Raw genomic sequence first — 26,447 nt, 5'->3', positions numbered from 1 at the left:
GAATATCTATATAATAAAAGTAAATAGGGTACGACCTAGGATAGATATTCGTAAAAACGTCTTTAAGTGTTTTAAAGTTACGTCACGATTAAGTTGTGTTTCTATAATTTTAGCTTGCATAAGAATTTGTGTTTGCAGTGAATTTACATCACGACTAAGTTGTGTGTAGACACCAATGGGGATATTCTTTCCAAAAGTTTTTTAGAATAGAAAAATGCACAATTTTATTTTCTAGTTACATTTATATTATATATCAAATATTTCTTCTAAAAATATGTACTAAAGTAATTATTTGGGTATAATGTTTATAAGGAAGTTAAAGGAGTGGCATACATATGAATCTAGGTAATTACTTAGTTTATAATCCTCGTACTGGGTGGATGTTAAAAAATAACCAGGAGATGTATAGTTTGTTAACCAAATTACGTAATCAACTTACCATTTTAAGTTATGGAAATAATTTAGATAATCATGCTATTCAACATCTCATTGATAAATATTTATCCCCTGTAGAACAGGAAAACAGTAGTAAAGTTATGGAAGTTAAATATGATACATATGACACTGACATAAATAAAGACTTCGATGGGTACTATTACACTGAAACGTATTTTGTGAATGAAATGCAATTAATTGAGTTTGAAAAAGAATTAGACAAACTTCCAGGTAAACATATTCCATGTCAGTTCGGTGTACGTGCACATTTCAACGTTAACTTAAATGGTAATAATTTTTCTACACGGTTTTATAAGACATTGGACTGTTCGTCTGTATATCGAGAAAGAATCGAAGGTCGTTACTTATTCTTTATCGATACAGAATCCATTGATAATGAATTAATTCGAAATAAAATAAACATTCTACCCGATAAATTACAGTCCCTTTCATTACCTATAAATTTTACAAACTCGCAAAAGAAAATATATATAAAAGATTGGATTTCTCAAATTCTTGAATATTGATTTAGAAATTTTTCATATGTAATTTAAGATTTTATAAAAAAGAAAACTGAATAATAAGCTACTCGACATAGGGAATCCCTAGTAATAATAAAAAAGATTAATCGTTTAAAACAAAAATTGATCATTTATTATAAAGTTTGATTAAAAATCCTGTGTTGATATGCAGGATTTTTTTTGTTCAACAAACGGGCCATATTATTGAATAACAACCTTTTATGAAATGTTACCAAACGACGCTTTGAGAACTTTAAGTTTCAGCATTTTAATACGTGATTATGTAAAATTTTGGATTAATTATTATTTTCACAGGGTATTTTATATACTAAAACGCACTTGAATTAACACAAGGTTTATTGTTATCTTTGTAGAATCTAATTACTATAATAAATTGCGGTGAAATTCAATTATATAAAGGGAGTGTAAAGGTGGACCTTTTACTTTGGATAACTATTGGTTTCATAATAATTGGATTTGTTGTTCTCACTTCTATGAAAAAAGGTATGGAAAGTAAGGTCGCTTTTATAAAAGCAAATATGGAAGACGAGGAGAATTCATCAAAAGCTAAATCCGTAATTTGGTGGATATGGAGTACCACTGCTTGGGGGATAGTGAGTATTTTTCTTGTTGTTTGGTGTTTTCATAATCACTTTGGATAACTGTTGGCTTCAAATGTGCTTAAAAAGACAAAAGGCACCGAGAAAAGTAAAACTCGATGCCTTTTGTCGAAATCCGAGGGCAAATCCCCCTTTTTAACACAACGTTTTTCACTTTAATTCGTTCTCAAAGCACTTTCGTAATACTAGAGCCCAGACAGTGAACACCACTAAAACTAATGCTGAGGCGACAGCAATCTGCAACACTATTCCGGCTCGAAATTTGAACAATAGCACGACTGAGATTATTAAAACGGAGCCAGTAAAACCCATTCCCAAGATCAAAAACGCCAAAACCTTGTTCATCGAATCACCTCATAGATAATTGAAACAAGCTACTGCTCCAGCAATAGTACCAGTACCAAGAATTGCATATGCACCAATACATGCAGCACATATCGGAGCAGTCACTGGTGTCGGTGCTACACACGAACCGCCACACGCAACCGCAATAACATAAGCCATAGTACCACCAATACCTATGGCTGCTACAAGACAAGCTGCCACTTCGTTAAAACCCATCGGTTGAATCATAGAGGGCTCTTCTGCAAGCAATTCTTCATCCGTCATATAAGCAATCCCAGCATCCTGAGATTTAACAAGCGTTCCATTCAAATACGTCGAAACCTGGAAGTTTCCTAGCTCATTCTTGGTAACCAACATTTCATTTGTCTGCAATACATTATCATCCTCATCGAAGAACACCGTGATGTTACTAGGAAGGCTGTAATCCCCATGCAAAGGAACTGAAACAGCTGTAACTCCACCACCGACAGTGTCCACACTCGATCCTTCCAATCCAAGAGCAGACGCAGGAGCTACAGTCCCTTCACCCTCTTCGACTAAACGAAACGTTGCATCAATCTTTTCCTCAGCCGCATAGCCGATAACTTGAACAATAGCCGGAGCGTCGTTAGTTTGCGCGATTGTTGAACAACATAGCTGGAAAATGATCAAACTTTTTTATAAAAATCTCATACTTATCTAAAAAGAGTAACTCCATTTTGAAGCTACATTAAGTGGGTTATGAAGAAATTTTGAAAATTATATTGACAAAATAATTTTTTTCTGTAAAATGAAAAACAATTCAAAAATATTTGTATAGAACAAAGGCTATGAAAAGAAATAGTATCAATTATTTTTACGAACAGAAAGTTACCGGTTGATGAGAGGTGCATGTAAAACGATTGAGAATTCATCTTGGAGCTGTGTACCGAAAAGATCATTCTAAGTAGGCTACGCCGGTAAGCACCCGTAATCATGTGCGAGAGTATCGTCAAATGACCGTACTTCTTAAGGTAAGTAATGTGAATTGCTTATAAATTAAAGGTGGTAACACGAGTTGAATCGTCCTTTTGGTTAATCCAAAAGGGCGTTTTTTTTTATTCCTTTTTTGAGCAAAATATTTGAAAATCTAAACGTATTAGGAGTAAGACATTATGAAAGACAATCATCAAGATTCACAGCTAAAGCGCGGATTAAGTACTCGTCACATGCAACTAATTGCACTTGGCGGATCCATTGGAGTCGGTTTATTTTATGGCTCTAGTTCAACAATTCAAATGGCTGGACCATCTATTTTACTAGCTTATTTAATTGGCGGATTAGTTATTTTCACAATTATGCGTGCATTAGGCGAAATGGCAGTAGAGGAACCTGTATCAGGCTCGTTCAGTACGTACGCGAATAAATATTTAGGACGCTTTGCTGGGTTCTTATCTGGTTGGACGTATTGGTTCATGTGGATTGTCGTTGGCATGGCAGAATTAACAGTAGTCGGTGTATATATTAACTACTGGTTCCCTGATATTCCACAATGGGTAACTGCCCTTGTAGTACTTGTTATTATGATGCTTGTAAACTTAGCAAATGTAAAAGCTTACGGAGAATTCGAATTCTGGTTTGCGATGATTAAAGTTGTTGCGATTATCGGTATGATCGTTCTAGGATTAGCCATTATTTTCTTCGGTGTTGGCAACCAAGGTGAAGCAATTGGCTTCGATAATTTATGGGCACACGGTGGCTTCATGCCAAACGGTTTCCATGGTATTTTAATGTCACTAGTATTAGTTATGTTCTCATTCGGTGGGGTTGAATTAGTTGGTATTTCTGCAGGAGAAGCAAAAAATCCTAGCAAGTCAATTCCTTCAGCTATTAACAACATCGTTTGGCGTATTTTAATTTTCTACATTGGTGCATTAGGCGTTATGATGGTTATTTATCCTTGGAACGAAGTTGGTTCAGAAGGTAGCCCGTTCGTTCAAATTTTCGATTACGTCGGCATCCCTGCTGCGGCTCACATTATTAACTTTGTTGTAATTACAGCAGCAATGTCTGCGTTTAATAGTGGTTTATACGGTTCAGGACGTATGCTACACAACTTATCGGTACAAAAAAATGCTCCAAAATATTTTAAAACAGTAAGTAAAAACGGTAGTCCGCGTAGAGGGATTTTATTTTCTTCAGCGGTGTTATTAATTGCGGTTGTCTTAAATTATGTAGTACCTGAAAAAGTGTTCATCTATATTTCTGCTGTTGCGACTGTTGCAGTCATTACAAGCTGGATGATTATTTTATTAGCACAATTGAAATTTAGAAAGTCAAAAACGAAAGAGGAAGTAGCCGAACTGAAATTCAAAATTCCGCTTTATCCACTTTCTACGTATATTGCCATTGCATTTTTATTAATGGTTATTGTGTTAATGACGTTTATTCCAGATATGCGTGTTGCCCTATATGTCGCACCAGTTTGGTTTTTAATCTTATTTGTCGGATACAAAGTAATAAATGTTAAAAAGTAGTTAAATCATTTCATTTAACTGATACTTCTTCAACGAAGACATATGTTAAAAAGTCCTTTTGGTTAACTTGATTGGTTACACCTATCTCAAGATTAATAATTTTTATACACTAGAAAACATTAATAACGTTCCCAAATGAATGTTTGGAAATGAACCTAAAAGCCAATGAACGCTGTTAAATCAGTGGTTTGTGGCTTTTTGTATGAACATTAATTATACGGTGTTTTATACAGGTGACGTAAACGGTTGATGTAGCAGTTTTTTTACTTGTTTGGTTTGTTCTTCACTTTGCATAAAATCGTGTATATTTCTTAACGTTGTAAATCCGCATAAATCTGACTAGACCCCAAATGTAAAAATAAATATAAAGCTAGTAAGCATGGAGATAAACTTATTAAGCTACTCAACATAGGAAATCCCTAGTAATAAGTAGCCTATTTTTCAGTTTTACATCCTAAAGCCACTTTTTAGGTAAACTATTGTGTTTCAACTGTATTTGACCGTGATGCCATTCAAAATTATCTTCTTTAGTATGCTAATGCCAAGTTGTTGTATTTCTTGAGGGATTTATGTTTACATGCCCTTTCAATACCGGATTACCATTTGGTCCAAATACTTCAAATATATGTTCTCCTTGATTAACAGTACTTCCTGACTTTGAAAGTAACCTCATTACATATTTGATTGGTTGATTCCGTCTTTTTATTTATCATTAAGTGTTGATGGGGAGAAATTTGTTTTATATTGTAGCTTTAGAATAAAAATTGATTGAAAAGTTTCCTTTGGCCTTTATTTATCAGCAAATGAAAAAACTCCATTTTGAAAAAAGATTGATCAAAATGGAGTAAATTTTTCTAACTAAGTATGAGATTTTTATAAAAAGTTTAATCAATTAAATGAGAATTATTCAACTAAAGCACTCCGTTAGTTCAAGAAGAACGGCTGTTTAGTGGTAATGTTGCACCAATCAACTCGTCTTCCTGATTGCGGATTCGTTCACAACAAAGTGAGGAAAGAAGTGTATCAACCAACTCAAGAACAATTCAAATGTATCAACTGCAACAAGAAGCAGAGCGGCTTTTATTATTCCCGAGGTATATAAGGGGCCACAGGTGAGACATAGGGCGCATATCAACCCTCCCTGACATCTACGATTTATTAAACAAAATTTCTCCATTAAAAAAAGCGCCAGTTAACCTCAGTTAACCAACGCCTTATTCATTATTGTTAAGAAGGTTTTATTTCCATTCCTTCTTTATCTTTGAAGTTGCCGATAATAATCATAATTAAATCGATCAATGTCCAGATACCTAGTCCACCCAAAGTTATAATCATTAAAATACCAGTACCTATTTTACCTGCGTAGAAGCGATGTATTCCTAGACTACCTAAAAAGAAACATAGTAAAATCATTACTACATAGTTTTTTTCCGAAGTTTGTTGTTGCATTTTTATCAAACACCTTTCTTTTCGATGGCAATAATTTACTTTATTGCCATCGAAAATTCTACCATTCTTTTACGTTTTTATCAACACCTTAATTTATCTTTTCCGATTTTAAAGAAGTGCCAATCGACCATAGTTGACCAGCGCCTTATTCATTGCTGTTTATTAGGTAGATCTTATGTGAAGTTGCCGATAACAATCATAAACAAATCAATTAATACCCAGATACCCAAGCTTCCTAAAGTTACAATCATTAATACCGGATTCTTGGAACACTTGTATACATGAGACCTGTTCAGTATAAACTTGTACACTGTAAAAAAGTTGTATAGTTTTGTGTTGATAATCCACATATTGTAAAATGCTTATATAGAAATTATTACTTATTAATTAAAGAAGGTGCAATTGGATGTATGATATTACAGTTATCGGTTCAGGTGTAAGTAGTGTTTTTTTAGCATATACCTTATCTCAAAGTAATCAAAAGATATTAATTCTTGAAAAAGGAAAATCTATAGAGGAGAGAAATTGTCCTATAGATCGAGGTGAAACATGCAATTGTAATGTATGCGAGAAATATTTTGGTTTTGCTGGTTTGGGTAAATCAGAAGGAAAGTTTAATTATACAAGTGATTTTGGCGGCGAATTAGAGCAAAAAGTAGGTAGAGAGAATCTTCTACAATTAATGGATGAAGTTGACGAAATTTTATGCCGTTTTGGTGGAGACTCGGTTATAAAATATTCCACAGCTAATACAGAACTCTCAAAAAGAGCCCAATTATGTAACTTACAGATGTTAACTACTGAGGTGAGGCACCTAGGTACGTCACTTTCAACAAAAATTTTCCAACAAATTTATAAAGTTTTATCAAGCAAGATAGATATCCTATTTGAGGTGGATGTGCAAGATATAAAAAAAGATAAAAACTCATTTACTTTAATTACAAATAAAGGGGATATCCAGTCTCAGCAAGTAGTGTTTGCAACAGGTCGATCAGGAACAGATTGGTTAAAAAAACAATGTTCTAGTCTTGGAGTTAAGCAAGGCAAAACTCGTTTAGATTTGGGTATTAGAGTTGAAATGGCAGAACAACAGCTACGTTTAATTTTGGAAGATACCTTTGAAACAAAGCTTGCTTATGCACATGAAGATATTATTTCAAGTACTTATTGCATGAATCCTAAAGGAAGAATCATTCGTAAATATCAAGAAGGTTTAGTCATGCCCGATGGTCAAAACTTTCGAGAGCAAAAGAACGGAACTTCTAACTTGAATTTTACTTTGTTCACTCCAACGTATTTTTCTACTCTTAAAGAAGCAAATATGTATGCACATAAGGTTATCGGTGAAATAAATAAAGGTACAGATCGTATTGTAGTACAACGTTTTGGAGATTTAAGGGAGGGACAGTCTACAACAAAAGAAAATATGTATAATAATCGAATTCAGCCTTCGTTAAAAGCTGAATTTGGGGACTTAACTAAAGAAATTCCTTTACTATATATTCAAATCTTGCAGGGGTTTTTAAACCATTTGGAAAAACTTATTGGTGAAGCAATTGATGAGGATACATTGCTTTATGGTATGGACGGAAAGTTTTATTCGCCAATAATAGAAACTGACGGAAATTTCCAAACGAATATTCAAGGATTATATGTAATTGGAGATTGTTCAGGAGTTACACATTCATTATCACAAGCAGCAGCTAGTGGTATTTTAGTAGGTAAATATTTAGCTAGTAATTGTTAGTTTTGAAGAAATTAAATGCTTTATTGCAAAATCGTAAAAATTTTTTTAAAACGATTTCACTTATTTAACTAAATCAGCTAATAGGAAGTCAATAATTTTCACTAAAAAAGATAAATTTCTTATGATATACTATTCGAGTCCAACAAAATTGAACGATCGCAATCCGTTAGTTGAATAGCAACAATCTTTTAGAAAACAGCCTTTTAAAAAATCCATAGAACCTTATACAGTCCAATACAATTCGCCTTTACATAACAAACTGGAGTAGGAAGTATTTTTCAATCCAAATCCCTTCATTATCAAGGTTTACAAACTATGTCCTGCTACGTCCTGTATGCATTTTTTATACAAGGTTGGTAGAACGCTAGTTTTTAGCCAATCCAGTACCCCAAACTATGTATAAAATCCTGCATAAAAAGCACTGTCCCACAAGAGGACAGCACCCACTATATAAAGAGCATTTCATGTCCTCTTTTTTTACTCGCTTAATAAGCGTCTTACATGACGTGCCGAAACCTAGTGTTTCAGCGATTTCACGTTGTTTACACCCCTGCTTTTTTAGTTCTTTTGCACGTTCTAATGACGCCTTTGAAGTTCTTTTAGTATACTACAATACAAACGTTCGTACTGGTTTTTTGTGTTTTTTATTCATTCGTCAACTTAGTCTATCTCCCGAGCAAGGGGAAATATTAGATATATTATGAACAACACGAAAAAGTTTTATCAATATCCTTTGCACTTACGTACACGGAACCTTCAGTAAGCGTCATCTTTAACCGTTTTAATGCGTCTCAAGAGGAAATACGCGCAACTTTAGTATCTTTTATATATATATCGCTCAATATCCAGAAAAAGTTTTACAAAGATTAGGCGCTTAACAACTATAAAATATGAAATTTAATTTATATTGTTTTATTATAATGGTTATTAATATAGTACTTAATTGTAATTTGGATGTGTTTAAAGAAAAAAAGAAGTGTTATTTACAGTAAATTAACCTAAAATATATTACTTTGGATAAGCTTTCTAGAGATTTGTGTCAGGTTGTGTCATATGCTATTTTAGTAAAAAGGTGGAATATTAAGAAAAAACAAAAATGTTCTAGCAGTGGTAGCCATTGCTTCTATAGGTACTTCGTTTGCGATAACATCACCAAATCCTGTAAGCGTCGTACAAAACACTGGCGAAAAAATCCTTGCAAATAATGAAATGCAAACTAATAATGAAATTGAAGATGCAAAGGTGCCAATTGAACACTTAGTAAATCATTTTGTGAAAAATCAGGATAATTATTATCCTGACAAGGTACAAGGGGTAAGTTTCGAAAGGAAAAAGACCCTAAATTATTCAATCAATTTTCGGTTCAAAGCTGATGGCTCATCTGTAATTACTAGTTCAGAAAATGTATATGTAGGAATAGAAAATTTAACAAATAACACGGCTACTGAACAAGTTTTAACGACGCAAAGCTTTACTAAATCCCTTGCGCATACTGTTACTAGTTCGACTACACATGGCTTTAAATTTGGAACAAAGGTCACTGCTAAATTAGTATACCTTTTGTAGGAGAAACGGGAATAATAGAATTGTCAACAGAATACGATTTTTCTAATACGTCTAGTCATGAAAATAGTGAATCGTATACTTATATCGTTAGTCCGCAAAATATTCAAGTTCCTGCACATTCATCTGTTGAAGTCATTGTAAAATTAAATACTGTAAAAAATGTATTATAAATAATTTTTGTCATTCGTGATACGTTGAAAAAACGGAGTCTAATTGAAGACTTCGTTTTTGTTTATATATGGCATGAAGGGTTCGATTCCTTTTATTGTACATGAAGCATGACGGAGGTTTTGATATCTTGCGGACTTAGGAAAATGTCAGGTGCTACAGGCACTCAACCGGAGTGGAAATGGAAATCAACGGCTTATCTAAATTAATTTTAAAAGAAAAAGATTAAAGTATAACCGATATTTTTTTCAGTTTTTCTACAGTCATAAGCACTCAGTTAAGTAGGGTGTTGTACTTAATTATATTATTTTGTCGAAATATTGTTCAAAAATATCGAAATATGTCGTAGAATGTTGTGAATAGTGTGAAAAATAGCGTGTTATTGTGAAGGGGGTTGTTGTTAAGAAGTAAATAAGCATGTATGCTCGCACCTTTGATAAAGTAGAAATCATTGTCTTTCATTAAAAGTGCACAAATAATTGAATTTGAAAAGGAGAGTATTAACCTTGCTTCGTAATCTATCCATATTTAAAAAGCTAGTCCTATTAATGTCTATAGCAATTTTAACGATTGCTCTTATCCAAGTAAGTGGATATACCACTATGAAAAAATTAGAGAATAATACAGAGAATATTTTTAAAAATCGTCTAGAACCAAGTATTGTTTTGTCAGATTATAGACTTAATAATCGGATTATTGTTTCAGATATGTATCGTTCTTTACTTTTTACAGATGAAACAACTATTACTCAAATTAAAAATGAAGTAACTGATGCGTTTAAAAATAATGAAAAGAATCTTAAAATACTTGAAGCAGCCAAAATGCAATCGGATGAGGATAAAATAATAAGTGAATTGATTCAGCTATATCCAAGTTTTAAAGAAAGCATGGAGCAAGTCTTTCAGTTAAGTCTTGCTAATAAGAATGAGGAAGCAATAAACCTCTTTAATTCAAGTGCGGAGCCTGTGCTTGACGAAATTATGTCAAAAGGTTTAGAGCTGACAGAATTGAATAAAAAAAATGCAAGTACTTTGAATATGGAAAGTAAGGCAGAGGCAAGTGAAGGGATCACAAATTCTCTAATTATATCAATTGTATTAGGAATTTTGTTTGTGGCAATCGGTTTTATCGGTGTACGAAAATATCTAATTTCTCCAATAGAAAAATTAAAATATGCTGTTCAACGAGCAGAAGCTGGGGAATTAAATTTTAGCGTAGACTATGATTCTAAGGATGAAATAGGGGTCTTAACGTCCACTTTTAGCCACATGATTGCTCAATTACGTGATTTAATTGGACAGGTGAAACAATCGTCCGAACAGATGGCAGCATTTTCGGTTGAGCTTTCGGCAAGTGCGGAACAAACGAGTGAGGCAAGTGAACATATTGCGTCTGTTACGTTAGAGGTAGCAAGCGGCTCAGACGACCAGGTTAGTACGATTATAGAAACTTCGGATGTTGTGAATCATATGGTACAAAATGTCCAAACAATAGCTAGAAATTCTACTAACGTGTCAGAGGCTACTACACAAGCAAACCAACTTTCTATAGATGGAAATGATATTATTCAAACTGCAGTTCTACAAATGAACTCGATTCAAACATCTATTGGTAGTCTAAGTGATGTTATTAGTGGATTAGGTGAGCGTTCGACTGAGATTGGACATATCGTTGAAGTCATTACAAGTATTGCTGCACAAACCAACCTATTGGCGTTAAATGCAGCAATTGAAGCGGCAAGAGCAGGCGAACACGGGAAAGGCTTTGCAGTCGTTTCGGAAGAAGTTCGAAAATTGGCCGAAGAATCATCTGCGTCAGCACAGAGGATCTCTAATCTAATAACAAGAATTCAAGCGGAAACGAATAAAGCGGTAGATTCCATGCAGTTCACTACAAATGAAGTGAAAACAGGTATTAACAATGTGAACATCGCAGGTGAATCATTTGAAAAAATTCAACATGCTATTAACGAGGTCTCTGTTCAAATTCGTGAAGTATCTACTTCTGTACAACAGATGGTTGCAGGAGCTGATCAAATGTCCAAATCCATGGAGCAAATTAATGAAATTGCCCAAAGCTCCGCCGAAGGGACACAAAATATTTCAGCGGCTACTGAAGAACAATTAGCCTCTATGCAGGAAATTACTGCATCTACTTCGGCACTTTCTAAAATGGCGGAAGACTTACAAGAAAAAACGAATATGTTTAAAGTATAAAGATGACGGATTATAATACTAAGTGAATAGTTAAACTAAGTGGGGAATATTAGAAATACAGGAAGTGAAAAAGGTGCAGAAAGTCTTGAATTCCTAAGGAATTCAAGACTTTATATATCAATCAACCTACCTACCTTAAATCCTTCAGTGGAGAAAGCCAAGGATTGCTATAGCTAATAAGATAAAGGGGGAAACGAATATGACAAAGAGCAATAAGGCGTTGTCACTAGAACAACGTGAGGAACTACTCAGAACTTTGAAAGCCCGTTTTGAGAAAAACATGCACCGCCATAAAGGTCTTGAATGGGCTGAAGTACAAGCTAAGCTCGAAGCTAATACTGAAAAACTGTGGTCGCTCAATAAAATGGAAGAAACTGGAGGTGAACCAGATGTTGTTGGCCATGATAAAAAGACGGGCGAATATATTTTTTATGATTGTTCAGCAGAAAGTCCTAAAGGTCGCAGAAGTGTTTGTTACGACCGTGAAGCACTGGAGTCAAGGAAAAAACACAAACCAGAAAATAACGCTATTGATATGGCAACTGCCATGGGCATTGAACTTTTAACGGAAGAACAATACCGGGAGCTGCAGAACTTTGAAAATTTCGATATGAAAACGTCGAGCTGGGTGCAAACACCTCCAAATATTAGAAAACTCGGCGGGGCCATCTTTTGTGATTGCCGCTACGACAATGTCTTTATGTACCACAATGGAGCAGAATCCTACTATGCTGCAAGGGGCTTCCGTGGCTCGCTAAAGGTCTAAACTTTTCATATAGGCAGCTAAATTTGAAAACGGATTACAGGTAAAGGCTTATGGTCTTCAAGCAATATTTGATCAATTGTCAGCATGTCTAATGAATGTCGTTCATTATTACCATTGTTCGTCATCCTATCCATCACCCCAATCATTTATAGACGTACACTAGTTGATTGGAGCGCAGGCGGCGACTTCTGCAAAGAATGCATGAGCGAAAGGGTCCCGCAGGAGCGTAGCGACGAGGAGACTGAAGCCAGGCCCAGTCCGCCGTAGCGAAAATCAACGGATTCATATAAATATAACTATGTTAAAAGAAGAGCTTAGGAGTGATCCCTAAGCCCTTCTTTTATCAATAAGTGTTTAATGTTAATCTTTATACTATTACCTTAATGGACAATTCCCGCAATATGGAATTTCTTCTTTTTTATTTACTTGATAGTATCGGCAGCATGTTTTTCGAACGGGTACTTCACTCCATTTCTCTTTGCGCTGAAGAAAAGTTTGAAAAGGATTTTGTTCAATACCTAACCAATTCGTTTCACTACAAGTAAGTCCATTAAAATTTTCATTTAATTCATTTAAAGCAAATGATTTTTCATTTTTGCGAAGAGTTGCATGCAACCTTACAGCGATGTTTTCCCATAAGATCTTTGAGGAAATTTTACATTCTTTCTTGATTAAATTAATCATTGGCGTTAAATGGCCGGCAAAAATGCGTGTTTTCCAACAGTCTTCAAAAAGGCTTGTGGGATTTTCTTCAATTTGCAATGTAAATGACATTACATCCAATCGAGCTGTGGACCACCAATCAACTCTCTCCTTTTGCAGTCCATAATAATACAGATTCGAAGCTGCTACTAAAACTGCATAACGTTTAATAAATAAAGAACCAGCTATAGCTAAGGAAGAAGTATCTAAATGATTTGCATACTGTTTAATGATTGGTAATAAAGTATCTTTATTCAATAAGTCATGTAAAGGAATACCTTGAGGTGAGGGTTGCTTTTCAACGCCATAAGGCTCTAAATTCACTTTACATACCTCCCTTTACCTTTAGGGATACATAATGGGGTTCCAAAAAAAGGATCCTCCGATACAGCTACTTCCATACCAAATACTTCTTGAACCATTTCTACGGTTACAATATCCTCTGGAGGACCTTGTACAGCCACTGTTTGGTCATGAATTGCAACTAAATGGTCTGCATAGCGACAAGCGAGATTTAAATCATGTAGAACCATAACGATTGTTCGTTGGTCAGAGCGATTTAATTCAAATAAAAAATCTAATACTTCAATTTGGTGAGTCATGTCCAAATAAGTAGTTGGTTCATCTAATAACATAATGGGTGTTTCTTGTGCTAATGTCATGGCAATCCATGCACGCTGGCGTTGTCCCCCTGATAATGAATCTACTGCGCGGTCCTTGTGAAGATGGAGTTGTGTAGCGACTATTGCTTTTTCTACAATATCTTCATCCTTTTCTGACCACTGTTGAAACCAACGTTGATGAGGATAACGCCCTTGTTTAACTAATTGATGTACTGTAATACCTTCAGGTGTTAATGGGCCTTGAGGTAATATCGCTAATTGTTTTGCTATTTCTTTGGAAGATAAAGTCTGTAACTCTTGTTCATCTATTAATATATCACCTGTTTGTGGTTTCAATAAACGTGCAAGTGAACGTAAAAGTGTTGATTTTCCACTGCCATTTGCACCGACAAGAACAGTAATTTTACCTGCCGGAATCTGAAAGCTTAAATCTTGAATCACTTGATAGTCACCGTACTGTATTGATAAATTTTTCGTTTGTAATCCGAGCATGTTTCATCCTCCTATCGATGCCGATTTTGAAATAATAAATATATAAAGAAAGGAGCTCCTATTGCGGCTGTAAATACACCTGCTGGAATATCAAGTGGTAAGAACAAAGATCGTGCCACCAAATCTGCTAACATAACAATAAATGCCCCAATGAGAGCTGTGATAGGAACGAGTCCTATAAAGGATTTGCCAACTAATCTCCTTGCAATATGAGGTGCCATGAGTCCAACAAATTCAATACCACCTGCAAATGCTGCTGCTGTCCCTGCAAAAACGACACTACACATTAAAAATAAAAAGCGTTGCCTTTGAATATTGATCCCCATACTAATAGAGGTATCATCGCCTAACTCTGTTACATTTAAACTTCTTCCCCAGATTAATAGGATGGGTAGAGGTATTAGAAGCCATAGACTCATCGCCAATACATCACTCATATTTGCCCCATATAAACTACCAGTTAGCCATATGTATGCCTTTGTTGTAGTAGCTGTTTCACTTAAGACAAGAAAGAAGGTAACACTTGCTTTTAAAATAGCAGATATACCAATACCAATTAATACAAGTCGAACAGGTGTAACGCCATTATTCCAAGCAATGATGTAAATGAGTATGGCTGCACAAAGACCTCCGATAATCGCAGCGAACGGTAAGAGCGTCATACTGATTATACCGGAACCAAAAATTATAAATAATACAGCACCTAATGAAGCACCACTAGTGATTCCAATAATATCAGGTGAGGCTAATGGGTTACGTACTAGACTTTGCAAAATAAGACCCGCTATACCTAATGAAGCACCTACTAACATCGCTAATAATACTCGCGGTAATCGCAGCGTCTCTACGACATAGCTATGTTGGTCAACGTATCCTGTCAATTCTAAAAATACTTCCACAATGGGAATCCAGTTACTTCCTATTGAAAGGCTTAAAATAAATAGGGTTCCGACAACCAATAAGCCGACTATGAAAATGAGCAACCATCTTAGTGACAATTCAAAAGATACTTTTTCATTAGATAGCCGAAACGTCCAATGTTTCATTGTTTAGACACCCCTTTTCTAGCCAGAGAAATGAAGAATGGACCACCAATTAATGCTGTCATTACACCGATTGGTACTTCTTGGGGAGCAATGATAAATCGTGCCACTATATCTGCTGCTAAAAGTAGAGCTGCTCCTAAAAGTGCTCCATAGGGTATCATCCAACGATAATCCAAACCAACAAGGCCTTTTGCCATATGAGGTACAATGAGTCCGATAAATCCTACAGACCCAACAATTGCAACAGAGCCACCTGCTAGAATAATAATAAGGATGCCCATCACCACTTTAAGTACACCTACATTTTGCCCAAGACTTTTCGCAACATCATCACCAGTACTAAAAATGTTCATTGCTTTTCCAATAAATAAACTAATAACTAAAGCTATAAGAATATAAGGTAATACTGGTAATAACATATCTAAATCTCTTCCAGCAACGGAGCCTGCAATCCAAAATAGAACTGTTTGAATGGATTGCTCATTTATCACAAGTAAACCTTGTGTTAAAGATATAAATAAGGCAGATAAAGCAGTACCTGCTAAGATTACTTTTATAGGTGTCATACCGTCTCGGCCTATACTGCTTAAAAAAAATACGGTTACACCGGCAATGGTAGCCCCTAAAAATGCAAACCACATATAATGCGTTAACGACTGGACATTAAGCCAAGTAATACCAAGCACGATGAAAAAAATAGCCCCTGAATTGATTCCAATTAAGTCCGGAGCTGCTAATGGATTACGTGTTAACGTTTGAACAAATATACCTGCAATTGCTAGATTCATACCAATTACTAAAGCAATAATAGCCCTTGTTAATCGCGATGTGCCAATAATGATGTGATTTGTATCGGCAGGGTTATAATTTGTAATTGCTTCCCATGTTGTAGAGAATGGGATAGTCGTTTGTCCAAATGCTAAACTAGAGAAAAATAAAGCTATTACTATCCCTAAAAGTACTATTAAACCTAGTGTTCTTGAGAGAGTTGCCTGTAACATGATGAATCCTCTTCTTTCACAGAAAAAAGGGAAGCTAATTGCGTTCCCTTTGTTTCGTACTATTTTTCAAGTTCAAAATGATCGTAAATTTCATCTAACATTAGGTGAGCTGCTTGTAATCCGCCAGCTAAATTCCAAATTATTTCATCTACTGTATATACTTGGTTATTTTTAGCTGCATCTAAGTTTTTGTATAAAGGATGCGCAGTCCAATCTTCATATGTCTTTTTCACAGCTGCATTATCTTCCATGAATTGGAAGGTAATATCAGCGTTCATTTGTGGAATACCTTCTTTATCTGTTAATTTTACAATTTCTAAATCCTTACCTTGTAAATCCTTCGGTCCTTCAAAGCCTAATTCCGTTAAAATAGAACCAGCAAAGCCTTTCACATAAATACGAGCATGGTCTTCACGATAGTTTAATACTGCTGCACTAAGTGGCCAGTTGTCAGTAGAAGCTACTTTATTTTTAAAGTCTGCTACGCGTGCCTCCCAATCTCCAATCAATGTTTTTGCTTGTTCTTCTTTATCCAAAGCTTGACCAATTATTGTAGCTGTCTCTTTGAAATCATAAAGAGTAGTATTTACAATAGTTGGTGCAATTTGTGATAATTGCTCATAAATTTCTTCATGACGGACTTGCGTTGCAATAATTAGATCTGGCTTTAACGCGGCAATTTCCTCTAAATTTGGCTGAGTTTCTTGACCAACAAACTTAACATCCTTTAAATCTTCTTTTATATAATCATACATGGGTGCTTGAGCCCAAGATTCTACTACTCCAACAGGTGTAACATCGAATTCTAAAATTGTATCTGTTGCACCTTGATAAAGTGTCACAACGCGCTGTGGTGTTCCTTCAATTGTTGTAGTACCAAGAGCATGTGTAATTTCACGTTTTGTCGACTGTTCTTCGGTTTCTTTCTCAGCTACCTTTTTTTCTGTGTTATCTGATGCTTTATCTCCACATGCTGCTAATACAAATAGCGATGCAAATATTGTGAAGAATAAAAGTAAATATTTTTTATTCATTTTTTCTACTCCTTTTAATTAATAATGATTTTCATTTTCAATTAGGATTGTATTATATATGTTGTACAATAACAACAAAAAAATTTATTTTTATGACAATTATTTTCATAGGTTTTAAATTTAAAAGATAGAATATATAGATAGGAGTAGTGTAGTAATGAATGTGGTTTCTTTTTAAAATAGTTTTTTACTGATTTTAGGGAATCAAGGGCATAAAATTTATCTAAGAACGCAAAAGATTTCGGGGATTATTTTTCGACGTACTAAATCATGAACATTTATGCAGTAATGATAAAGGAGAATAGTATGTACACAATTGGACAAGTAGCTAAATTTTTAGGTGTATCTAGAGATACTTTAAAATTTTATGAAGAAAAAGAATTAGTAAAACCAAAGCAAAACATTGAGAATGGGTATAGAAAATATAATCGTTTTGATATATATGATATAACCACAGTAAATTTCTATAGAGAAATGGATATTGAAATAAAAAAAATCCAGGAATTAAGAAAAAGCAAGAGTATAGAGGGAATTAAATCAATATTAGAAGAGAAAGAACAAGAGGTTTTAGAAGAAATAGAATATAAAAAGCTTCTTTTAAAAAAGCTTCAGATCGTAAAAGAAGATTGCGAAAAAATTAAACAATTCTTAGGAGAATACACAGTAAAAGAAATGAAGCCTTTAGAAATAAAAGGAGAAATAGAGCATTTCACTGCGTATGATGAATATGAAACTCTTAAAGAGAACACGGACAGCTTGAAAAAAGCAGTTACTCTAACTTCTTTAAGAAGAGTCATAAGATTCAATGACGAAGGTATTCTAGAAGACAAGTTTATCATTGTTAGAAAAGTAGCAGACTTTCATCAAGAAATTGAAGGTGAAATTTTATCTCATCCAAAATGTATGTATACCGTTATTGAAGATGGAAGATGGTCAACTGGTGGAAAAAATACTGACCATAACGTGGAAGCTAGTTTAAGAAAAGCAGCAATAGAAAATGGGTATGAACTGTTAGGGCTAGCTTATATAAATCTATTACTCACCACTTATGAAGATGGACTTGAACGTGTATTTTTAGAAATGTATGTACCTATAAAATAATGCAAACATGTATTGACCTGTGAGTAACCCCTAGGTTTAAGCTGAATGTATTCGTAATTATGAGCATATTGTATTTACGAAATACTTAGTTTGAAGAGGGGATTATACATGAATAGTGAAAAGAAACTAAAAAAACCAGTAGCAAGTTTTATTCTGCTAACCAATATCATTTTTTTGCCACTTTTTTGTCTTGTAGGAGCAATAAAGGTGTTAGGGTTTCCTGAATGGGTCTTTAATGTAATGCGCTGTATATCAGCTTGGTCCTCAACCTTTGCTTTTGCAGCGTTATTTAAAAAAATCTATCCTGGGCAGAGTTTTATACAATTTGTAAAAGATAAATTCAAGAATAAACTTAAATTTTCTGTAATTCTTACTGTAATTATGATTCAAGTCTTCATATTTTTGATGGTAACGTTTTTCGTATCTAATAACAGTGAAGCAGACTCAATTTTTAAGATATCTTCATGGGGAATGCTGATCTATTTCTTTTTGAAAAATCTTCTGTCCGGGCCAATGGGAGAAGAAATAGGATGGAGAGGTTTTGCTCTAATGGAGCTCCAAAAGAAACATTCGCCATTAAAAGCTTCAATCATCATCGGATTTTGGTGGGGGATGTGGCATCTACCCATATGGTTTACTACAGGGTACGTGGGCATTGATTTAATCAAATATATGCTATTCTTTATGATTGCAATTCTATCCACTACAATCATCATGACCACATTTTATAACTTAAATCGGAATTTAATCATCCCGATCATCATCCATCAATTCTTTAATTTTCTTACTGGCATCATCAATGGAAACTTAATCGATTTAATGCTGTATAACGCAATTTTTTATTTAGTAGTAGCAGTCTTAATCATCGTTATAAATCCAAAGAAAGTATTGTATGGCAAGGAAGCTACAAATAGTATTAATGGGGAGCAAACATGATTTAGTGATTGCTTGTACAGCTTTCCACTTAAACTATTGGGAGCGATAAAGAGGCTGTTTAAAAATCCTTTAAACAATAGCGTCCGCCTTCGGATATGGTAAAAATCCGCTTCGCTTTTTGCGGGCAAGGCATGAGCCGCATCAGGGCAACAAATGTTTTATGTGCGAAAGCGAAGCGACAGCAACAAATGTTTTATGTGCGAAAGCGGAGCGACAGCAACAAATGTTTTATGTGCGACAGCAACAGAATGTTGGTCACGAAGGCGTTGTCACAGGACGTGACGACTTTTAGTCTTCGTTCTACTTAACGCTCTCTGCTGGGTCTCATGCTCTTGCATGGCCCACATCAAAGTTGGATGGTTGTATCGAGTTTTTTTTATCATTTTGAGCTATGTCCATGGAAGAAGTTCATACACAGTATAACAACTTATTATTTTACATCTTTTGTCCAATCTGCGACTTTATCTTCATTTTTTTTGATCCATTTTTTTGCTGCATCTTTAGGCGCAGTGCCTTCCATAATATCATGCATAACACTTTCTATATCTTCTGCAGCCCAGTGGAAGTTATTGAGAACACTGTATGCTCCCGGATTCTCTTCTTTAAATCCTTTACGTGCAAATGTGCCAATATATTCTTCAGCTCCGTATATACCTTTAGGATCATCTAAATATTTTAAATCATAAGCATTGAATTTCCAGTGAGGGGACCAACCTGTAACGATGATTTCTTCTTTTTTGGCAATCGCTTGACTAAGAGCGGCTGTCATTGCACCTGCAGAGGAGGTAGCAACATTCCAGCTTTCGAGGTTTGGGTAGTCCTTATAAGCATTCTCCGTAGCTGCTGTCATATTGGCACCTGGTTCAATGCCTGTTATTGTTTTACCCGCTTCATTTGTTAAATCTTCGATAGAGTCTACATCCATATAACTAGGTACGACTAAGCCGATTTTGGCACCTGTTAGATTTTCACCTAAGTCTACTATTCTATCTTTGTATTTCTCAACTTGTGGAGCATGCGTTTGTGGTAGCCAAGCTGACACCATGCCATCAACCTCACCATTAGCAAGAGCCTCCCACATAATGCCATTATCAAGTGGTGTTAGTGTTACATCATATCCTAAATCCTCTAGAACTTGCCCAACTACATTAGTGGATGCAATTTCTGTATCCCATTCTACATACGCTAAATTGACTTTTTTATTTTTTGTGCTTGTATCATCTGAACCACAGGCAGCTAATAGTAACATTAATGCAAATGCTAAACCTAGCTTTGATAATCTATTGAATCTCATAAAATCTCCCTCCTTATTGCTTTCTCTATTTTATAAAACGAGCCAAATATACCTAAAAATTAGTAAGTAACAACTTAATGTTATCAAAAGGTTGTTACTTTTGTCAAAAGGCAATGAAGAAAGAAGTAGTGCATTTGTTGAGGAAATACAATTTAAGAAGTGGCTAGAGAGTAGGAGATTTGAAGTGCACGTTCCTCTAAGTTGCATAACATTTTTGTGTTCATATCACAAAGTTAAATTACATCACAAGGAAAAAGTATAAGATAAAATATGAAATGAGAGGTTATAGATATTATTTCAGAAATTTTGTGAAGGACTAGTTTTAACAATCACAAGAAATATCAAAACAAAGAAATGAATACCTCATATAATTTTCTTGAGGAGTGAGATAAATGAATGAACATATACAGCTGATGATTGATTGGATTGAAGACAATTTAAAAAATAAATTTTCATTAGATGAACTATCTAATTATATGGGATATTCCTCTTATTATTGTTCTTTTAAATTTCATCAAGTAACAGGTATAAGTATTCGGCGCTATATTCTGCTTAGAAAGTTGTATTTGTCTACGGAGGATTTGGCGAATGATTGCAAGATAATGGACATTGCCTTTGATTACGATTATTCTTCCCAACAAGCATATAGTAGAGCTTTTAAAACTATTTTTGGTATAAATCCAAGAGAGTTTCAACTGAACAAAATGCCTGTTCAATCATTTGTTAAACTCACACTCCATAAAGAAGAGGGATGGTGTAGAATGAATATTTCTAGAAAAATTGAGGTTGAACAGTTACAAAATGAGCACAGTGAGCTGTTTGACAAGTATGTACTGAACATATTGAATGGACAAGTTATGTACGAAGAATTTAAAGATAACAAACTAATGGGGGATTGTGATTACGCGCCATTTAATGAAGCGATGTGTGTAAACGCCACTACTAAACAAGTTTTTGATAAAGAGTTTATAAAAACACGGGCATTGGGACATCATGCGTCGGTAGAAGATTATATCAAAAAAGTTATTGATCCATTAGACAATCTTTTTAATAAAGAGTATAAATGTATCGTTTTATGGTTTGGTGAAGACATGTTTTGTCAAATGAACTTACTGACTATACTTTGCTACCTGGAGCAGTGTGGGTATAAAGGCAAGGTGGTGTTAAATAGCTTCCGAGAGGATGAATTTAAAGTAAGTCAAATGGAACTTAAATTAGGGCACTATATTTCTGTCTACAAGGAAGTATTGGTGAATCATAAAAAACCATCAAATCAACTACTGCCAGTAATGTATCAAGCAATAGACATCTATTTAAATATGCTCATCGAAAATAATGCAGTAGTAAAGTATATTTCCAAAAATAAAGATTTGCCAACATCAGAATTACTTAAAAGATTATTTGATCTTTTCCCAACAGTAGGATATGGAAATTCGCAATATATAGCGCTGATTAATAAAACTAGATGAAAAGTTAGTCTGCATCGACTGGCTTTTCATCTAGAAAAAGGGGGCCTGGGACTCTTTTACGAATCTTTCTTAAGGAAACGGAGTAATAGACCAGCCAACCAAAAATATGACAATCATAAATAACACAAGGTAGCAGCCAAGAAAGATGCCCCACTTCCCAAGAGAACGGCTAGATTTTGGAATGGCAGCAAGGATGCCAAAAATGAATGTTAAGATAATGATTGTCGAAGAGTTACTAGTAAATGGAGCATCATAACCAATAATAATCCAACTATTAATCATAATCAGTGTCCATAAGCCTAAGCCAACACTAGCCCAGCCAAACACATTAAAAATGGACTGTTTTAATGCACCCAATTCCATAATTTAACCTCCCCAAGTTTTATATGTTTAATCATTGTATGATTTTGTAACTGCTCGATTTCAGCTTTAGGGCCTGTAATGACAACAGCATAAGTTTTCATGTCTTGTTGCTCTAAATAATTTATTCTTTCTGTTAGTTCCAGATTTTTATGTGAGGAAACAGCAGTAGCGGTATCCTCATAATCAGCTAAAAAGTTTAGGATGGATAAAAAAGTTTGTTCATGAGAAGTAGAATTTTTAAATGGTGACCAATTTGTATTATCTGGTTGTACAGGATAGCCAATTGGCGATACAACATTACCGTTAGCACTTAGCATGGTGTCTTCTACACCGGTATAAATAGCTGCCCATGTGACATCTACTTTCGGCATTTGCTGGATTACTTCATCAACTGTATATAAATCGTTTAAAGAAATATATGCTTCTACAACTGTTTCATTTGGTAATCCTTTTAGCACTTGTCGCTCCTCAGTTGAATTAAATTCTGCTCGATTTTTTGGATGCACTAGCCACTGATTTGTTTCAGTTGGGTATTTCGGATACGTTTTTTCCAGTTTAGAAGTAATCTTTTTTTCAACTAAATCATTTAACATAAAGCGTGTATTATAATGTTTAATGGGATAGACCTCATCACCTATCTGCTTAAATTGCTCAAATGATAGTCCCATCGAAAAGAGTGAAAAATCCATATCAAATTCAAGTTCTTCTAACGTCGTATTTGGTTCTGTTACGTAAAGAGTCTGGCTCGTAACATCCATTAATGTGGTAGATTTTGTACCAAAAGCATAGTACAAAAATGTCAGCATATAACAAGTAGGTACAATTAAAAGGGCAATGGTCAACGTAGTTAAAATAAGTTTCCACTTAGATGATGCAATGGCTTTTTTTATAACATTTGTAGAAGGTGCATCTCTTTTTTCACTATCCTTTGCCTGTTGTAATAATTGTTTATAAGAATCCAATGCTATTCCTCCTTCGTAATTAGTGCGCGCATTTTCTTGCGTCCTCGCGCTAAATGACTTTTCACTGTATTCAAATTTAAATGTAAAATGTTCGCAGCCTGTTCATTTGTACAGTCATGCACATCACATAACAAGATGATTTGTTTTTCTATCGGTTTAATTTGTTCTAGTAGGTTTAATAATTTTAGATAAGCATCTTGTTCAACAATGATTTGTTCCGGTGTTGTTGAATGAATTTGGTCAACGTTGTCGGAAGTAATATACCGCAGCTCTTTCCGTGTACTGTCGATATATGTATAGTAAGCGACTTTAAAAAGCCAAGGTTTGATATCTTGAATCTCTTGACCAAGAAGGGTAATATGCGCTTTTGTAAATGTGTCCTGAAGCAAATCCTCAGCTAAAGTATGATTTTTGGTAAGTGAATATAAATAGCGATATATATCATTCATATAGGTGATATATATTGTTTCAAGTTCCATCTCTTCCCACCTTTCATCCTATCCTCGTTTAAGGGCCAAAAAAGGTTGCAAAATAATTAAAAATTATTATAAATGTTAAACCAATGAATATGATGACGCATGAAAAAACGGCTTAAGCCCATTGAAATAAAGGGCTTGAGCCGTCTTATCTAATTTATAAGTAGGGGTATAACTTGTTATTTTACACGTTTGAAGACGATTTTCCATAGTACAAAATTAATGATTACTAGCACAATCAAATAAATGATTGTGCCATAGGAGATACGTGTTGCCATGAAATAATGTAGTCCCGCCAGTATAGCTAACGGAATAAATAATAGAAAAGATTTCCAACCCTGTGCGTTGCCGATTTCATCATAAGGCTTTGTAAAAGGGATATGGCTTCCAAAGCCGATGTAACAAATCACAGTGTAAAAGCAACTTGCTGCAAAAACAGTCAATAAATCCGGGATAATTCTTGTGCCATAAATAAAGCACAACACCATGCTTAGGACAAGATACAAAGGTATATATAGCTTAATCAAAAATGCTTTTAAGCTACCTTTTTTTAAGTCTGTATAGTCCTTGATTGGAAAGATTTTGTAGATCCAAGCGGCTTTATACTTTCCTGAATGTCCAAGCATGAGCACAGCTGATGGGATAAGTAGCATGCTAAAATAAATAGTAAAATAGCTCATACTAACGGCATAATCATCAGTTTCTGTCCTGAGCACACTAAATATAAATATAAATGGAATGACAAAAGCAAAACCTAAAGATGGATATACTTTTAGTTTAAATTCGCGCTCTTGTTTCATCATGAGAGAGGCAAAACGATAAAATGCTCTTTCCTCATTTGTTTGGCAAATGAACGATAATAAATACTCCTTTAGGCGATTGTTGCTTTTCTTTTTTGATTTGCTTGTGCTTAATAGCTTTTGCAGGCTGCGCTCAAAGGTTGGAATTAGTTTTACATAAAGCCATATCGACACAATAGGTATGACGACAGAGAAAACGCTGCATATCACTGTGAATAAAGATGTGTCACCATTGAACAGCAATTCATAGGGAGCGGCAAACCACATTGGAATTAGAAAAATACTCCACCAATGAAACGCGACGACAACATCAAAATTGACAAATTCAAAGAATCTAATGAGGACTTGATAGCCAATCATCAGTACTAACGACAAACCGATTTGTACATAATTGATGATATCCTTCAGCTTTTCCCCATCAAAGAATCGCAAAATAACAATATATAAAATGGCAGTAAGAACGACAATAAAAATATTAATTAAAACTAGTTCGAGCACAGTTAACATAAAGAATACAATTCCTTGATTAAACAAGCCGACTAAAAGTGGAATGGTTGTTAAGGCAATGGTTAAATACGCCAAGTAGATAAATATATGCATAAACTTAGCCGCATTTACCGTTTTTTCAGTAATGGGCTTGGTTGAGAGAATGCTTTTATCACGTACATCCAAAAGTACAGAAGAAAAATCAGAAATCATCGATGTCATAATCAAAAAAATAATCATTGCATAAGCAATACTCATCTGAAAAAGATAATTATGGCCAAAGCCTATAAACGGAATGAGCACAAGTCCGAATAAAGTATAAATCCATAAAGACTTGATATAGCCATATTTTTGATCTTCCTTTTTTTTAGCTTGGTTAAATAATGTAGGTACTTTGCGTTCATCCATCGTTAGTTTAATATGGAGGATTATTCTCATGATGTCATAATCGATGCCCATTTTCACAAATACAAGTCGGAATTTATCAAGCAGTTGTAGGGTTTTAAAATCGTTCATTGCATTCTCCCTTGTACAACAGCAACGAACTGTTCACCAATTTCTTGATGATTATGGAAACCTGTCAATTGATTGAAGATTCCTTCCAAAGTTCCCATAGTATTGCCTGCTTGTAGCTGGGCAAATGTTCCGTCAGCTGCAATTTTCCCATCATTCAGCAGGATGATGCGACTACTTATTTTTTCGACGACATCCATAATATGAGAGGAATAAAATATTGTTTTTCCTTGAGCAGCCAATTGCGTTAAAATCTCTTTAAATATCATCACACTATTTGCGTCTAACCCATTAATTGGTTCATCTAAGAATAGTAAATCTGGATTATGTATAAGGCTAGCGATAATTAACAGCTTTTGTCTCATTCCCTTTGAATAGGAGGATATTCTAGCATGATAGGCTTCTCCAACTCCAAACAATTCCATTAAGGATTTTGATTTTTCAGCGGCAACCTCTAACTCTTGGCCATAAAGCTGGCCGATGAAAGTTAAATATTCATAACCAGTTAGGTTGTCATATACATCAGCTATTTCCGGTACATAGCCGATTCTTCGTTTGTACGCCATATGATCTTGTTGAATAGCCTCTCCGAAAAGCTTAATTTCTCCACCGTAGTCGCCTTCAATTCCTAAAATAATTTTAACAGTTGTACTTTTACCAGCGCCGTTTGGACCGATATAGCCTATAATTTCTCCTCTTGAAACGTGCAAATCGATGCCTTTTAATATTTCCTTGCTACCATAGCTCTTCGTTAAATTCGTAATCGTCAAAATTTCTTGCTGATTCATTTTAGCGCTCCTTTTTCGTTTTTCTGTCTGACT

Annotated in this window: 23 protein-coding genes, 2 pseudogenes and 1 other annotated feature; of the genes and pseudogenes, 11 read left to right on the top strand and 14 right to left on the bottom strand. The window is 34.7% G+C overall.

All coding sequences use genetic code 11. From position 1 onward, the window contains the following. The first annotated feature begins 335 nt into the window (after window positions 1-335). Both ACOMCU_RS14475 and ACOMCU_RS14470 read left to right on the top strand, forming a co-directional pair. Entirely contained in the window at window positions 336-962 is a 627-nt protein-coding gene (locus tag ACOMCU_RS14475) for a hypothetical protein (protein WP_421050546.1), read from the top strand. A gap of 425 nt (window positions 963-1,387) precedes the next feature. Continuing rightward, window positions 1,388-1,618 (top strand): hypothetical protein, encoded by a 231-nt coding sequence (locus ACOMCU_RS14470; protein WP_403004410.1) that lies wholly within the window; start codon window positions 1,388-1,390, stop codon window positions 1,616-1,618. Window positions 1,619-1,930: 312 nt separating this feature from the next. On the opposite strand, the gene ACOMCU_RS14465 is transcribed toward ACOMCU_RS14470, so the two are convergent. Continuing rightward, window positions 1,931-2,572: a hypothetical protein gene (locus tag ACOMCU_RS14465; RefSeq protein WP_421050545.1), complete on the bottom strand. Its 642-nt coding sequence runs from the start codon at window positions 2,570-2,572 to the stop codon at window positions 1,931-1,933. A 149-nt stretch (window positions 2,573-2,721) separates the two neighbouring features. Next, window positions 2,722-2,973: a binding site (T-box leader), on the top strand. An 81-nt stretch (window positions 2,974-3,054) separates the two neighbouring features. On the opposite strand from ACOMCU_RS14465, the gene ACOMCU_RS14460 reads away from it, so the two are divergent. Beyond that, entirely contained in the window at window positions 3,055-4,416 is a 1,362-nt protein-coding gene (locus tag ACOMCU_RS14460; RefSeq protein WP_010860550.1) for an amino acid permease, read from the top strand. Between the two features lie 1,227 nt (window positions 4,417-5,643). Here the strand turns inward: ACOMCU_RS14460 and ACOMCU_RS14455 are convergent. Beyond that, window positions 5,644-5,865 (bottom strand): TM2 domain-containing protein, encoded by a 222-nt coding sequence (locus ACOMCU_RS14455; protein WP_010860549.1) that lies wholly within the window; start codon window positions 5,863-5,865, stop codon window positions 5,644-5,646. Between the two features lie 406 nt (window positions 5,866-6,271). Here ACOMCU_RS14455 and ACOMCU_RS14450 point away from each other — a divergent pair, with 406 nt between their 5' ends. After that, complete coding sequence (locus tag ACOMCU_RS14450) at window positions 6,272-7,612, top strand: NAD(P)/FAD-dependent oxidoreductase (RefSeq protein WP_421050544.1); 1,341 nt, start codon at window positions 6,272-6,274, stop codon at window positions 7,610-7,612. A gap of 1,209 nt (window positions 7,613-8,821) precedes the next feature. Beyond that, window positions 8,822-9,348 (top strand): annotated as a pseudogene (locus ACOMCU_RS14445) (ETX/MTX2 family pore-forming toxin). Window positions 9,349-9,358: 10 nt separating this feature from the next. Here ACOMCU_RS14445 and ACOMCU_RS14440 read toward each other — a convergent pair. Continuing rightward, window positions 9,359-9,492: pseudogene (locus ACOMCU_RS14440) on the bottom strand (IS6 family transposase); the annotation flags it as partial. Between the two features lie 360 nt (window positions 9,493-9,852). On the opposite strand from ACOMCU_RS14440, the gene ACOMCU_RS14435 reads away from it, so the two are divergent. Together ACOMCU_RS14435 and ACOMCU_RS14430 are read left to right on the top strand one after the other, a co-directional pair. Further along, complete coding sequence (locus ACOMCU_RS14435) at window positions 9,853-11,562, top strand: methyl-accepting chemotaxis protein (protein WP_421050543.1); 1,710 nt, start codon at window positions 9,853-9,855, stop codon at window positions 11,560-11,562. 199 nt (window positions 11,563-11,761) lie between these two features. After that, window positions 11,762-12,328, top strand: coding sequence for a DUF4256 domain-containing protein (locus ACOMCU_RS14430; RefSeq protein ID WP_421050542.1), 567 nt, complete (start codon window positions 11,762-11,764; stop codon window positions 12,326-12,328). A 375-nt stretch (window positions 12,329-12,703) separates the two neighbouring features. Here the strand turns inward: ACOMCU_RS14430 and ACOMCU_RS14425 are convergent, their stop codons facing one another. Genes ACOMCU_RS14425 through ACOMCU_RS14405 form a run of 5 tightly spaced genes read right to left on the bottom strand, consistent with a single transcriptional unit; the run spans window position 12,704 to window position 17,226 of the window. Then, window positions 12,704-13,354: an IucA/IucC family C-terminal-domain containing protein gene (locus ACOMCU_RS14425; protein WP_421050541.1), complete on the bottom strand. Its 651-nt coding sequence runs from the start codon at window positions 13,352-13,354 to the stop codon at window positions 12,704-12,706. After that, window positions 13,351-14,145 (bottom strand): ABC transporter ATP-binding protein, encoded by a 795-nt coding sequence (locus ACOMCU_RS14420; protein WP_010860542.1) that lies wholly within the window; start codon window positions 14,143-14,145, stop codon window positions 13,351-13,353. Before ACOMCU_RS14420 ends, ACOMCU_RS14425 begins: the two co-directional genes overlap by 4 nt. A gap of 11 nt (window positions 14,146-14,156) precedes the next feature. Continuing rightward, entirely contained in the window at window positions 14,157-15,191 is a 1,035-nt protein-coding gene (locus tag ACOMCU_RS14415) for a FecCD family ABC transporter permease (protein ID WP_010860541.1), read from the bottom strand. After that, window positions 15,188-16,192 carry a FecCD family ABC transporter permease gene (locus ACOMCU_RS14410; protein ID WP_421050540.1) on the bottom strand — a complete coding sequence of 335 codons (1,005 nt, stop codon included), beginning with the start codon at window positions 16,190-16,192 and terminating at the stop codon, window positions 15,188-15,190. Before ACOMCU_RS14410 ends, ACOMCU_RS14415 begins: the two co-directional genes overlap by 4 nt. Before the next feature lie 59 nt (window positions 16,193-16,251). Further along, window positions 16,252-17,226: an ABC transporter substrate-binding protein gene (locus ACOMCU_RS14405; protein WP_010860539.1), complete on the bottom strand. Its 975-nt coding sequence runs from the start codon at window positions 17,224-17,226 to the stop codon at window positions 16,252-16,254. Between the two features lie 306 nt (window positions 17,227-17,532). On the opposite strand from ACOMCU_RS14405, the gene ACOMCU_RS14400 reads away from it, so the two are divergent. From ACOMCU_RS14400 to ACOMCU_RS14390, 3 genes are all read left to right on the top strand, one after another. Next, entirely contained in the window at window positions 17,533-18,327 is a 795-nt protein-coding gene (locus ACOMCU_RS14400) for a MerR family transcriptional regulator (protein WP_010860538.1), read from the top strand. Between the two features lie 108 nt (window positions 18,328-18,435). Next, window positions 18,436-19,263, top strand: a complete 828-nt coding sequence (locus ACOMCU_RS14395) for a CPBP family intramembrane glutamic endopeptidase (RefSeq protein ID WP_421050539.1) — start codon at window positions 18,436-18,438, stop codon at window positions 19,261-19,263. A 160-nt stretch (window positions 19,264-19,423) separates the two neighbouring features. Continuing rightward, window positions 19,424-19,555, top strand: coding sequence for a hypothetical protein (locus ACOMCU_RS14390; RefSeq protein WP_421050538.1), 132 nt, complete (start codon window positions 19,424-19,426; stop codon window positions 19,553-19,555). Between the two features lie 138 nt (window positions 19,556-19,693). Here ACOMCU_RS14390 and ACOMCU_RS14385 read toward each other — a convergent pair whose 3' ends face one another. Continuing rightward, on the bottom strand, window positions 19,694-20,557 hold the full coding sequence (locus ACOMCU_RS14385) for a glycine betaine ABC transporter substrate-binding protein (RefSeq protein ID WP_010860536.1): 864 nt from the start codon (window positions 20,555-20,557) through the stop codon (window positions 19,694-19,696). Window positions 20,558-20,949: 392 nt separating this feature from the next. On the opposite strand from ACOMCU_RS14385, the gene ACOMCU_RS14380 reads away from it, so the two are divergent. After that, a complete protein-coding gene (locus tag ACOMCU_RS14380; RefSeq protein WP_010860535.1) occupies window positions 20,950-22,026 on the top strand; it encodes a helix-turn-helix domain-containing protein in 1,077 nt (358 codons plus the stop codon). A gap of 69 nt (window positions 22,027-22,095) precedes the next feature. On the opposite strand, the gene ACOMCU_RS14375 is transcribed toward ACOMCU_RS14380, so the two are convergent. From ACOMCU_RS14375 to ACOMCU_RS14355, 5 genes are all read right to left on the bottom strand, one after another. Next, window positions 22,096-22,389 (bottom strand): hypothetical protein, encoded by a 294-nt coding sequence (locus tag ACOMCU_RS14375; RefSeq protein WP_010860534.1) that lies wholly within the window; start codon window positions 22,387-22,389, stop codon window positions 22,096-22,098. Then, window positions 22,371-23,351, bottom strand: a complete 981-nt coding sequence (locus ACOMCU_RS14370) for an anti-sigma factor (RefSeq protein ID WP_010860533.1) — start codon at window positions 23,349-23,351, stop codon at window positions 22,371-22,373. The genes ACOMCU_RS14375 and ACOMCU_RS14370 overlap by 19 nt, the downstream gene beginning before the upstream one ends. Before the next feature lie 2 nt (window positions 23,352-23,353). Beyond that, window positions 23,354-23,830: a sigma-70 family RNA polymerase sigma factor gene (locus ACOMCU_RS14365; protein WP_010860532.1), complete on the bottom strand. Its 477-nt coding sequence runs from the start codon at window positions 23,828-23,830 to the stop codon at window positions 23,354-23,356. Between the two features lie 176 nt (window positions 23,831-24,006). Then, window positions 24,007-25,629, bottom strand: a complete 1,623-nt coding sequence (locus tag ACOMCU_RS14360; protein ID WP_421050537.1) for a hypothetical protein — start codon at window positions 25,627-25,629, stop codon at window positions 24,007-24,009. Further along, on the bottom strand, window positions 25,626-26,414 hold the full coding sequence (locus tag ACOMCU_RS14355) for an ABC transporter ATP-binding protein (RefSeq protein WP_010860530.1): 789 nt from the start codon (window positions 26,412-26,414) through the stop codon (window positions 25,626-25,628). The genes ACOMCU_RS14360 and ACOMCU_RS14355 overlap by 4 nt, the downstream gene beginning before the upstream one ends. Window positions 26,415-26,447: the final 33 nt, after the last annotated feature.

It is taken from the genome of Lysinibacillus sp. UGB7 (genome assembly GCF_049058285.1).
Classification (GTDB): domain Bacteria; phylum Bacillota; class Bacilli; order Bacillales_A; family Planococcaceae; genus Lysinibacillus; species Lysinibacillus sphaericus_B.
This window is presented reverse-complemented; position numbering and strand designations above follow the sequence as displayed.